Source organism: Kordia sp. (genome assembly GCF_965224175.1).
GTDB lineage: Bacteria > Bacteroidota > Bacteroidia > Flavobacteriales > Flavobacteriaceae > Kordia.
This window is the reverse complement of record NZ_OZ245041.1, coordinates 4171205-4184134: the sequence shown is the minus strand read 5'-3', so window position 1 is coordinate 4184134 and position 12930 is coordinate 4171205. Positions and strand designations below refer to the sequence as shown.

10 protein-coding genes are annotated in these 12930 nt (G+C 33.9%); 8 read left to right on the top strand and 2 right to left on the bottom strand.

The window, feature by feature from the left end; genetic code table 11:
* The first annotated feature begins 58 nt into the window (after window positions 1-58).
* The 6 genes from ACOQOS_RS18080 (at window position 59) to ACOQOS_RS18055 (ending at window position 6099) form a co-directional block, all read left to right on the top strand.
* Window positions 59-562: a 30S ribosomal protein S16 gene (locus tag ACOQOS_RS18080; protein WP_420571875.1), complete on the top strand. Its 504-nt coding sequence runs from the start codon at window positions 59-61 to the stop codon at window positions 560-562.
* Between the two features lie 71 nt (window positions 563-633).
* On the top strand, window positions 634-1158 hold the full coding sequence (rimM, locus tag ACOQOS_RS18075) for a ribosome maturation factor RimM (protein WP_420571874.1): 525 nt from the start codon (window positions 634-636) through the stop codon (window positions 1156-1158).
* A gap of 46 nt (window positions 1159-1204) precedes the next feature.
* Complete coding sequence (locus tag ACOQOS_RS18070) at window positions 1205-3502, top strand: T9SS type A sorting domain-containing protein (protein ID WP_420571873.1); 2298 nt, start codon at window positions 1205-1207, stop codon at window positions 3500-3502.
* A gap of 86 nt (window positions 3503-3588) precedes the next feature.
* Complete coding sequence (locus ACOQOS_RS18065; protein WP_420571872.1) at window positions 3589-4098, top strand: GTP cyclohydrolase; 510 nt, start codon at window positions 3589-3591, stop codon at window positions 4096-4098.
* A gap of 3 nt (window positions 4099-4101) precedes the next feature.
* Window positions 4102-4815, top strand: a complete 714-nt coding sequence (locus ACOQOS_RS18060) for a tRNA1(Val) (adenine(37)-N6)-methyltransferase (protein WP_420571871.1) — start codon at window positions 4102-4104, stop codon at window positions 4813-4815.
* Between the two features lie 105 nt (window positions 4816-4920).
* Window positions 4921-6099 (top strand): acyl-CoA dehydrogenase family protein, encoded by a 1179-nt coding sequence (locus ACOQOS_RS18055; RefSeq protein ID WP_420571870.1) that lies wholly within the window; start codon window positions 4921-4923, stop codon window positions 6097-6099.
* 715 nt (window positions 6100-6814) lie between these two features.
* On the opposite strand, the gene ACOQOS_RS18050 is transcribed toward ACOQOS_RS18055, so the two are convergent.
* Window positions 6815-6991 carry a hypothetical protein gene (locus ACOQOS_RS18050; RefSeq protein ID WP_420571869.1) on the bottom strand — a complete coding sequence of 59 codons (177 nt, stop codon included), beginning with the start codon at window positions 6989-6991 and terminating at the stop codon, window positions 6815-6817.
* A 173-nt stretch (window positions 6992-7164) separates the two neighbouring features.
* A complete protein-coding gene (locus ACOQOS_RS18045; RefSeq protein ID WP_420571868.1) occupies window positions 7165-8904 on the bottom strand; it encodes a helix-turn-helix domain-containing protein in 1740 nt (579 codons plus the stop codon).
* Between the two features lie 210 nt (window positions 8905-9114).
* Here ACOQOS_RS18045 and ACOQOS_RS18040 point away from each other — a divergent pair, with 210 nt between their 5' ends.
* Together ACOQOS_RS18040 and ACOQOS_RS18035 are read left to right on the top strand one after the other, a co-directional pair.
* Complete coding sequence (locus ACOQOS_RS18040) at window positions 9115-11469, top strand: PSD1 and planctomycete cytochrome C domain-containing protein (protein ID WP_420571867.1); 2355 nt, start codon at window positions 9115-9117, stop codon at window positions 11467-11469.
* Window positions 11470-11472: 3 nt separating this feature from the next.
* Window positions 11473-12930, top strand: a complete 1458-nt coding sequence (locus ACOQOS_RS18035; RefSeq protein WP_420571866.1) for a DUF1501 domain-containing protein — start codon at window positions 11473-11475, stop codon at window positions 12928-12930.

The window sequence follows — 12930 nt, the reverse complement described above, 5'->3', positions numbered from 1 at the left end:
TAGTATTTTTGCAGCCTTATTAATAATCGAGGTCGTGAACCTCACAAATTAATTTTTTATGTCTGTTAAAATTAGATTACAGAGACACGGTAAAAAAGGAAAACCTTTTTACTGGATCGTTGCCGCTGATGCGCGTGCAAAAAGAGATGGTAGATACTTAGAGAAATTAGGTACTTACAATCCAAACACAAACCCTGCAACTATTGACTTAAACCTTGACGGTGCGGTACAATGGTTACAAAACGGTGCTCAACCAACGGATACTGCAAGAGCAATCCTTTCTTACAAAGGTGCTATGTACAAGAATCACTTATTAGGTGGAGTTCGTAAAGGTGCTTTAACTGAAGAGCAAGTAGAAGAGAAATTTACTGCTTGGTTAGAAGCTAAAGAAGGTAAAGTACAAGGTAAAGTTGACAGTTTAGCGCAAGCTGAAGCAGATGCGAAAGCAAAAGCTTTTGAAGCTGAAAAAGCAGTAAACGAAGCTCGTATTGCCGCTAATGCTCCTGTTGTAGAAGATGCAGCTGAAGACGCTGGAGAAGCTCCTGCAGGTGAAGAAGAATAAATTATAGATTTTACATATAATTTTTAGCCTAGTAAATATTAAATTTGCTAGGCTTTTTTTATGATATAGATATGCGAATTGAAGATTGTTTTTATTTAGGAAAGATTGTTAAGAAATATAGTTTTAAAGGTGAATTACTTGCAAAACTCGATACAGATCAACCCGATTTGTACGACGATTTGGATGCCGTTTTTATAAAACTTGGACGTGATTTTCTACCATTTTTTATTGAAAAATCGTCGTTGCACAAGTCTGACTTGTTGCGATTGAAGTTTGAAGATGTTGATACGGAAGAAGATGCCGATCAGTTGTTGAAATGCGAATTGTATTTACCGTTAGCAGCGCTGCCAAAATTAGAAGGTAATAAGTTTTATTATCATGAAATTATTGATTTTACTGTAGAAGATGCTTCTTTTGGGATCGTTGGAAAAATTGCTGGTGTAAACGATACAACTTCACAACCTTTATTTGAGATTGACCGTGATGGAATTGAAATTTTGATTCCGATAAATGATGATATTATTAAAAAAGTAGATCGTGACGCAAAAACGATTCATATTGAAGCGCCAGAAGGTTTAATTGATTTATATCTGTGATTTACATAAAAAAAGATACTTTTATGGTAACCATTAAAACTAAACCATGAAAAAAAAGTATACTCTTCTATTATTTTCTCTTTTTATAAATTTTAGTATTGCACAAATAGCAAACCCCGCAAGCAATATTAACTTATGTATTACTGATGATTCGGGAATTTCTTGCGACTTTGATTTTTCGAATTCAATTGTAGAAATTATAGGTGCGCAAAACCCTTCTGAACTGGTTGTTACTTTTCATGCAACCAATATGGATGCAATTACAAATACAAACACACTTCCTGTTACTGGATTTTGTAATACGAGTAATCCGCAAACTATATATGCCCGTTTGCAGAATGTTACTTCAGAAATGTTTGACACCACTAGTTTTGATATTTCTGTTTCTCAAAATCCTATTATCAACGAACCTTTACCTCTAGAATTGTGTGACGACGAAGCAAGCGGAAGTATAAATGATGAAATATCTACGTTCGACTTAACATCAAATTACAACTCAATTATTGGAGGAAGTACTGGTTTGTCTGTAGAGTATTATAAAAATTCAAATGATTTAATTAATGACATTCCTATTGCGACACCAACCGCCTACCAAAATACGGTTATGCCTGAAAATATTCTAATCAAGATTACAAGCACAGAAGGTTGTGAAACAATTGTCAACCAAACCTTAAGAGTATTACCAACACCTGGAAGTCCAGAAAGTTATCCGCTACTTTATGCTTGTGATGATGATATGGATGGTTTTGCTACTGTAGATTTAACACAAGGTTTTCCTCCACCTTTCCTACCACTTTCGTTTATAGTATATGAAAGTTTGGCTGATGCAGAAGCAGAGACAAATCCTATTTCAAATTCTAGTTCCTATACAGTAAACATAAATGATGCAAACGCAGAAGGAATTATAACTTTTTATATACGAACTACTGAGATATTTACAGGATGCTATAGCGTAGGTCCTCAGGACGTATCCGTCAACTGTAATACCATCAACAGAATTAACGGAAACATCGTGTATGATTTTGATGAGAATGGTTGCAATACTTCTACCTATGACGCAGCTAATTTATTGGTTGAAGCAACAGATGGAACAACAACCTATAATACATTTACACAAACTGACGGAAGCTACTCAATATTTATTGACGAAGAGGGAACATTCACGACAACAGTTATAGCACCAGAATTGTCTTCTTTATTTTCGATTAGCCCTTCAAGTATCAGTTCTACATTTACAGGTCTAGGAAACGAAGATACCGCAGATTTTTGCTTTACACCCATAGGTTCTACAAATAATGTATCTGTAAGTACATATCCTTTATCTTCTGCTCGACCTGGTTTTGACACTTCATATGTCATCGCATATAAAAATACGGGAACTACATTACAAAGTGGTGATATTCTTTTTGAATATGATGATAGCAAGATGCAGTTTTTAAGCGCAAGCGAAACCGCAAGCAGTTCTACAAGTAATTCGCTAACATTTAATTATGTAGATTTGATTCCTTTTGAAACACGAACGATTATTGTAGATTTTAACGTTTTTACACCTCCAACTACAAATATTGATGATGTTTTAAACTTTATCACCACCATAAACCCTATTACTGGTGATGCTATCCCAGACGATAATGTCTTTAACTATAATCAAATTGTAATAGGATCTTATGATCCAAATGATATTCAGGTTTTAGAAGGAGATGAAATTTTACTAGAAGATACTGATGAATTTTTACACTATATTATTCGTTTTCAAAACACGGGAACAGCAAGCGCAATTAATGTACATGTAGAAAATGTATTAGATATTGACTTAGACCGGAGTACATTTAGACTTGAAAACCTTAGTCATTCTGGACGTGTAGAAATCAAAAACGGCAATGAATTAGACTTTATTTTTGATGGGATAAATCTACCAGACAGCACATCAGACGAGCCAAATTCCCATGGTTATATTACATATAAAATAAAGCCGAAAACAAACGCCTCACTTGGAGATGTATTTAGCAATACCGCAGATATTTATTTTGATTTCAATCCGCCAATTACAACAAATACAGTAACTACAATCGTAGTTGATGTTTTATCTGTAACGGAAAATCAATTTGATGCTTTTGCAATTTTCCCTAACCCAAGTACTGACATCCTAAATATTACTGGAACAAATACAATAAAGAATATTGATATTTACGATATTACTGGAAAACATATAAAATCAATTTCAATAAAAAATAACGTATCTAACACACAGATTAATCTTCAGGATTTATCGTTTGGAATGTATTCCCTAGAAGTCATCACTACTGAAAATCAAAAACAAGTTCATAAGATTATTAAAAAATAGTTATTTACTCAAAAGCACTTGATTATGTACTACAAACAAACTTTTCTAATTTAATTAATTCGTATTTAGACTAAAAAGTAACTGTTATGATAAAAATGGCTGAAGTCGATTTGAAAACGAAATATGGAACCTTTCACGAAGTACTTTTTTACGACGGACAGAAAGAAGCTATCGCTTTTTATATGGGTGATATTTCTAATGAAGAAGATATATTGTGCCGCGTACATTCTTCATGTATTCACGCACATATTTTTAATAGTATTGAATGCGAATGTAGAGAGGAAATGGCGATTGCACAACAATTGATTCAGAAAGAAGGTCGCGGAATTGTTATTTGGTTAGAACAAGAAGGAAAAGGGAATGGACATTATGCCTTGCTAAAAAGCATTCCTTTTAAACGTAACGGAATGCCGCAAGCAGAAGCATATGAAGCAGCAGGCTTTCAAAAAGATGCTCGCGATTTTTCAGCAGCAGCTAAAATTTTAAAAGCTTTAAAAGTAAACTCGATTACCATGTTGACCAATAATCAGAAGAAAGTCAAAACACTTACCCAACACGGAATTAAAATTTCTGGAACAAAACCGCTTGAATTATAAGTTATGAGCAAACCTTTTCGCTTTAAAGAATTTACCATACAACAAGATAGAACCGCTATGAAAGTTGGTACAGACGGAGTTTTGTTAGGTGCTTGGACATCTGTAGAAAGCAATCCATTTTCGATTTTAGATATTGGTACTGGCACTGGATTGATTGCGTTACAACTAGCACAACGAAGTCACGCAGAAGTAATTGATGCTATTGAAATTGATGACGATGCCTACGAACAAGCCGTTGATAATTTTGAAAACTCTCCTTGGAGCGACCGACTGTTTTGTTATCATGCCGGATTGGATGAATTTGTCGCAGAGATTGAAGACAAATATGATTTAATTGTTTCGAATCCGCCTTTTTACACAGAAAATTACAAAACAGACAATGCGCAACGCGATACAGCTCGCTTTACAGATGCTTTACCTTTTTCAGAATTACTTACTGGTATAGCACATTTGTTGGAACCAACAGGAACATTTCACACCATTATTCCATACAAAGAATATGAGCATTTTGTAAATCTGGCGAAAGCCAATAATTTATTTCCACAAAAAACTTGTCACGTAAAAGGAAATCCTAAAGCAGATTATAAACGTAGCCTAATTTCTTTTTCATTTAAACAAACAGAAAATACAGTAGATGAATTAGTGATAGAAACCACAAGACACCAATATACAGAAGCTTACATTTCACTCACAAAAGCATTTTATTTAAAATTATAACAATTTGTCTTTGTTTTGTGACATTTCATTAATTACTTTTGCTATCACGATTTACGAACATTCCGTAAATTTGAGTATTAAAAAAATGCTATTAAAACACAATCAATGAAACCAGATTTATTCCAAGCTCCTGATTACTACAACTTAGACGAGCTTTTATCCGACGAACATAAATTAGTACGAGATGCAGCCCGTGATTGGGTAAAAAGAGACGTTTCTCCAATTATAGAAGACTATGCACAACGTGCCGAATTTCCTAAGCAAATTATTAAAGGATTGGCAGATATTGGTGCTTTCGGACCTTATATTCCAGCAGAATATGGTGGTGCAGGTTTGGATCAAATCAGTTACGGATTGATCATGCAAGAGATTGAACGTGGAGACTCTGGTGTTCGTTCTACAGCTTCTGTACAATCATCTTTAGTAATGTATCCTATCTGGAAATATGGAAATGAAGAGCAACGTCAAAAATATTTACCAAAGTTAGCTTCTGGTGAATGGATGGGATCTTTTGGTTTAACAGAACCTGATCATGGAAGTAATCCTGGAGGAATGACTACAAATTTTAAAGATATGGGCGATCATTATCTTTTAAATGGTGCAAAAATGTGGATTTCTAATTCTCCTTTTTGTCAAGTTGCAGTTGTTTGGGCAAAAAATGAAGAAGGAAGAATTCATGGATTAATCGTTGAACGTGGCATGGAAGGTTTTTCTACTCCTGAAACTCACAACAAATGGTCATTGAGAGCTTCTGCTACTGGAGAATTAATTTTTGACAATGTAAAAGTTCCTAAAGAAAACTTGTTACCAGGTAAATCTGGACTTGGAGCACCACTTGGCTGTTTAGATTCTGCTCGTTTTGGTATTGCTTGGGGAGCTATAGGAGCTGCTATGGATTGTTATGATACTGCATTACGTTACAGTAAAGAACGTATTCAGTTTAACAAGCCTATTGGGCAATTTCAATTACAACAAAAGAAATTAGCTGAAATGATTACAGAAATCACTAAGGCACAATTATTAGCTTGGCGTCTAGGTGTAATGCGAGAAAAAGGTACTGCTACTTCTGCACAAATTTCTATGGCGAAGCGAAACAACGTAGAAATGGCATTAAAAATTGCTCGTGAAGCTAGACAAATGTTAGGTGGAATGGGAATTAGTGGTGAATATTCTATCATGAGACACATGATGAATTTAGAAAGTGTAATTACGTATGAAGGAACACATGATATTCACTTATTAATCACAGGATTAGATGTTACTGGATTAAACGCTTTTAAATAAGAAACAAAGGCTTTTTAAGAAGCTTTTTTCAATAAATCAAACATTGGGCAACGTTTACAACGCTTGCCCTTTCCTTTTTTATATTTCTTACAACATTTGCTTTTACAGTTCTTAGCAATTTTAAGCTTTTTTGGCTTTGATTGCACCTGAACTTCTTCTATATCAACTAAAAAAGACATACAGACTCATTATCATATTTGACTGCAAATATAACTATTTGTATTTAATCTAAATAAAATAAGATTCTTTTTTTTGGAGAAAAGTGTGTATTAAAACATCACTAAAGAAAGTTTGGGAAATCCCTTTTTAGGTTTGTGGAAGTTATTTCACTACTAAATGGAGACCCCCTAATTTCTCAATTTAATAAATAACTAACTTTTATATTTCTCTAAGTTTCCTCAGCAACACTAAAAAAAAAAGGGAGTAATCACAAGAATGATCTCCCTTTTATCTAATAGAATAATACTATTATAATGAGATTCCCCTAAACCTCAATATGTTTTCAGCTAAATTAAACTATATCTCCTGAGTGCGATAAGAATAAACATTACTTGTGTTACGGTTTTACCGTAATTATAGTAAGTTCTTGTTTTAAACAATACTTAAAACACTAATATACAGATTTTTAAATCATTACTACGATATAATCTAAAATTAAAAAAACCTCCAAAATTAAACTTTTGGAGGTTTTTCCTGTGCCTGTTTTTATAATGTGCTACACACAAGTCCCTATAACAACAGAAAATCTTGGATCATTAGGATCACTTGTAGCAGTTGTAAATGTACCAGGTCTAGTATCTACTGAAGTTCCGCAATTAATCCCTTCAGTTTTACAATCTCCTTCTCTTGATACTGCATTATCCGTATCGTCTGTACCACCTTTAATTCGCATAGCTTGTAAATTGTTACTTAATTTAGCAATACTAAGTTTTCTTAAATTTAATTTTCTCTGTTTTTTCATTCGTAATAAAAAGTTTAAATTATCTTTAAAATTAGCATCTCACACTAATTTTATCAAGGAAAAACAGTCGTATTTATGGAAATACGACTCCTTTTTTTATTACGTTAATCCTTTAATTTATTTAGGTTTTTAATATAAAAAGATGGATAAATTCCTGTACGTTTTTTAAAAGCTTTTGAAAAAGATTCAGCTGTATTGAAACCAAGTTCAGCAGCAATTGATTTAATATCATATGTTCTGAATTTGGTATCATCTTTTAAACGTGTCAACGCATAATTCAGTCGTAAATCTGTTATGTATTGTACAAATTTTTTCTGTTTGTGTGACTGTAAGGTTTTTGATAGATAAGTACTATTGGTATTTATTTTTTTTGCAACATAGTTGAGTGTACACTTTTTTTGTAAGAACAATTGTTTACGTTCAAATTTTTCTAAGCCATCTAGTATTTTTTGAACGTTTTCATCTGTAATTGTATACGGTTGCGAAATTTTATCTTTTGTCGCAATCTTTGCTTTTTCAATAGCGACCAATTCTTCTAAAACCATATCAAAGCGTTTCTTAAGTTTGCGTTCTCTCCTTTTGTAATACCACAAAACACCTAATAAAAATACAACTAAAGAAATACAAGCATAAATAAGTGTTTTTGATTTTTGTTGCTCTTGCTCGGTTTTATTAAGAAGTGTTTGAATTTTATTTTTAAATGATGGGATATCATACTTCTTGTAGAGGTTTTCAGATATATTCCTAATGCGAATATCATTCTTTTTATCTTTCTCTTCAAAGATTTCAAAATACTTAACTGAATTTTCTAAATCTCCTTTTTTTCCATACGATTTTGCTAGTAAAATATATGTCTCTTGAAGATGTGGCGAATATGTACCTTCATTGACATTAATAGAATCTGTTTTTAATAAATATCTTAACGCATTATCCACTTCATCTTTTAAAAAATAATTCTTCCCTTGATGCATGTATAAAACAGCCAACTGATTGAAAAAACCAAGGTTTATTATTTTCTCTTCCGCAGAAATGAAGTCAGAATGTGCTTTATTTAAATTTCCTTTTTTCTGATGAATAATACCTTGCAAGGTTAAAAAAATCGTGTAAATCTCTAAATCATTTACTTGCAAGCTCTTTTCCAAACCAATGGTATTATACGTAATTGCAGAATCTAAATATTTTACACTTTCTTTATTAAAATCATCTGCGATAGTCGTGTAAATATTACTGAGATTCAATAATGTGTTTAAGTATTCTGGCATCTGTGCATCTTTATCAAGTACACCTTCTTTGTATAAATTAAAGTTTTCTTTAACCTTCATCAAAGCCTGCTTTCTACGACCAATTTGATTTTCAATCAAAGCAATGTTATGTCGAATTTTTGCGAGCTCGACAACATTTTTTTCTTCCTCATAATACTGATAAACTTCTGTATATAAAGAACTTGCCTTCTCATAATCTCTAGAACTATAATATATTATTCCTTTTAAACGTAAGCTTTTATAATAATGATCTTCATCATTTGTGTTTGACGCCTTTTCTATAGATTCATCTATAAAAAAATGAGCACTATCTTTTTCCCGTAATACGTTATAAATCTCTGCCTTCAAAAAAGCAGCATCGTATACCTTTTTGACATCACCGTTATTTTGTGCTTTAACATAATATACAGAAGCATATGCTTTGGCCTGAAGCGGATTTTTATATCGATTTTCCGCAGCCAATGTTGCTAAAGATTCTACAGAAAATCCTTGTAACGAATCTATTTCCTTTTTGGCGGGTTGCTGTGCATATATATAAAGAGTGAATAGGGATAAAATAAAAGCTAAATACAGTCTTATCATAAACTTAAAAATACTATGTTTTATTCAAAAAAAATAGTTTGGTGTAATGAATTTTCAAATCAAAAGAAAAATAACACAATTCTGCGAACTCAACTACATACAACTCAAATGTTAATTTTTTTAAAAGTTATTTGGTTATTAGTATCTTACGAAACCATTAATTGGTTCACCAGTTTCACAAACAGCCAATACTAGAAAAACTAACCTGCTTTGAACACCAAAAAGAAAACGAAACCATTCGTACTAGTATGCTATTTTCTAATACCATTTTTATTAGTTCTAGCATACAAATATTTTAACAAAGATACGCAAGCAGCATATACCACTTTAAGCAATACTTCCACAAATAGTACAATACAAGCATACGAAATTCCTGAAAAAATCGATTATATTTTTGATGTAAAACCTATTCTTTCAGATCGTTGCTACTTATGTCACGGTCCTGATGATGGTACACGAGAAGGCAATTTACGACTCGATACCAAAAAAGGAGCCTTTGCCGCTTTAAGTGAAAATCCTAATCATTTTGCAATCGTTTCTGGTGATACACTAGCCAGTAAGTTAGTGGAGCGCATTAATACAACTGATCCAATCAAAATTATGCCACCCAAAGATTCAAATCTTTCTTTGAATGATTATGAAAAAAAGGTACTCACAAAATGGATTCAACAAGGCGCCGTTTGGAAAGACCATTGGGCATTTGTACTACCTATAAAAAGTAAAGTTCCAAATGCTAAAAACGACAGTTTAGTTTCAAATGAGATCGATAATTTCATCCTTGAAAAACTAACACAGCAAGGACTGAATCCATCACAAAAAGCCAGCAAAGAAAAACTCATCAGGCGTGTATATTTTGACTTAACGGGATTGCCTCCTACTTTAGAAGAAATTGATGCTTTCTTGAATGATACCAATACAAATTCCTTTGAAAAAGTAGTAGATCATTTGTTGAATTCAACGCAATACGGCGAACACATGGCTGCAAGTTGGCTTGATATTGCTCGTTATTCAGACACACATGGCTACCAAGATGATTTAGAACGTACTATGTGGCCTTGGCGCGATTGGGTGATTAGTGCATTTAACCGAAATATTCCTTATGATGAATTCGTAAAATGGCAGTTGGCAGGTGATTTGTTACCAAATGCAACATTAGAACAAATCGTAGCAACAGGTTTCAATCGAAATCATAAAATAACACAAGAAGGCGGCGTTATCGATGAAGAATATCGCGTAGAATATGTGTTAGATAGAACAAATACCGTATCAAAATCACTTCTAGGATTAACAATGGAATGCGCACAGTGTCACGATCATAAATACGATCCGATCTCACAAAAAGAATACTTCGGCTTTTACGCTTTTTTCAACAAAGTCAACGAAAAAGGACGTATGGATTACGGTGAAATTCCAAAACCTAATGTAAAAATTACCCGAAAAGAAATTGATGAAGTACTGAACTTTATCAATATGCCAGATTCCATCAAACAAGTACAATTGATGGTCATGAAAGATGATGCTCCAAAACGTAAAACGTATGTACTAAAACGTGGCGCATATGATGCACATGGAGATGAAGTAAGTTTTACAACTCCAAAAGCAGTGTTACCTTTCACAGAAAAATACGAACAAAATAGACTTGGTTTAGCCAATTGGTTATTTGACGAACAAAATACACTTACTGCTAGAGTCGCTGTAAACAGATTATGGCAACAAATTTTTGGAAAAGGAATTGTAGCTTCAAGTTCTGACTTCGGAAACCAAGGAGCATTGCCTTCACATCCTGAACTCTTGGATTGGCTTGCTATTACATATCGTGAAGAAGGTTGGGACACAAAAAAAATGGTAAAACGAATGGTAATGTCAAATACCTATCAGCAAACCACAAAAACAAATGATGCGTTGTTAGAAATTGATCCCAACAATAAATGGCTTGCAAGAAGTTCTCGAGATAAACTCACTGCGGAAATGATTCGCGATAATGCACTTTCCGTAAGCGGATTATTAGTTGAAAAAGTTGGTGGCCCAAGTGTAAAACCATATCAACCCGCAGGTTTATGGGCAGAAACTACTTCTGGGCAAGGATTGACAAAATACATCATGGATTCAGGTGAAAACTTATACAGAAGAAGTTTGTATACATTCTGGAAACGAACCGTTCCACCACCAGCAATGATGACCTTTGATGCCGCCACGCGTGATTATTGCACGGTAGAGCGTCAAAAAACTAGCACACCTTTACAAGCTTTAGTCATGCTCAACGATCCGCAGTTGATAGAAGCAGCTAATACCTTAGCGGTTCAAGTGTTACAAGACGATCATTTAACTGACGAAACACGTATTGAAACAATTTTCAGAAAAATTACTTCGCGAAAGCCTGATGCAACAGAAATAGAAAATTTACTGACATTTCTAAAAGAAACTGAATCAAATTATGATTCCACCAAAAAAATAAAAATAGCAGCAACTATTGCCACAAACGATATTGCGAAAGAAAAAATATATGCTTTTGGCGTGCTCACAAGTTTAATCTTCAATTTAGATGAAGCAATTGTTAAAGGATAAACTATGGAAGAAGTTCACAAACATTTTTTAAATAATACGAGACGACAATTTCTCAAAAAACTCGGTTTAGGAATTGGAGGAATTGCAGCAGCTTCCATGCTAGATCCGTTTTCATCGTTGGTTGAAGCAGCAGATTTTCCATTGAAAGGAATGAATTTACCACACTTTGCGCCCAAAGCAAAACGTGTTATTTATTTGTTTCAAAGTGGTGGACCATCACAATTAGAATTGTTTGATTATAAACCTTTGTTGAATAAACTTCGTGGACAAGATTTGCCCGATTCTGTGCGAAAAGGACAACGATTAACAGGAATGACTTCTGGACAAGATAGTTTTCCTCTCGTAGGAAGCAACTTTAAATTTGATCAATATGGTGAATCACGTGCTTGGGTAAGTGAATTGATGCCATATACTGCAAAAATTGTAGATGAATTATGTTTCGTAAAATCTATGCATACTGAAGCGATCAATCATGATCCTGCGATTACCTTTTTTCAAACTGGTTCACAACAAGCAGGACGACCAAGTATTGGCTCATGGATGAGTTATGGTTTGGGAAGTTTAAACGATAACTTACCTACATTTACGGTATTGCTTTCGCGCGGAACGGGAAGACCATTGGCACAACCTTTATATTCAAGACTTTGGGGAAATGGTTTTCTGAGTTCATTACATCAAGGAGTACAATTTCGCTCAGGAAAAGATCCAGTGTTATATTTAAAAGATCCAGAAGGAATGACGCGTGCCGAACGTAGAAAAATGCTTGATCATTTGAGTGAACTCAACGAGAAACAAGAACGTGAATTTGGAGATCCTGAAATCAATAGCAGAATTGGACAATATGAAATGGCATACAGAATGCAAACTTCTGTTCCTACAACGATGAATATTGAAGAAGAACCCGATCATATAATCCAAATGTATGGTTCAGATGCAACTATTCCAGGAACCTATGCTGCAAACTGTTTGTTGGCAAGAAGATTGGCTGAGCAAGATGTACGTTTTATTCAATTGTATCATATGGGTTGGGATCAGCATGAAAATTTACCTTCGCAAATTGAAAAACAAGCAAAAGATATCGATCAGGCAACTGCTGCCTTGATTATGGATTTAAAACAACGTGGTTTACTGGAAGACACTTTGGTCGTTTGGGGCGGCGAATTTGGTCGTACTAATTATAGTCAAGGAACTTTAACAGAAACCAATTACGGACGTGATCATCATCCAAAATGCTTTACAATGTTTATGGCTGGCGGCGGCGTAAAACCCGGATTTACTTATGGAGAAACTGACGATTTTGGTTATAATATTGCAAAAGATCCTGTGCACGTACACGATTTACAAGCAACCATGATGCATTTAATGGGCGTTGATCACACAAAATTCACTTACAAACATCAAGGAAGGCGTTTTCGCTTGACAGACGTTTCTGGGCATGTTGTTCACGATTTATTAAGTTAA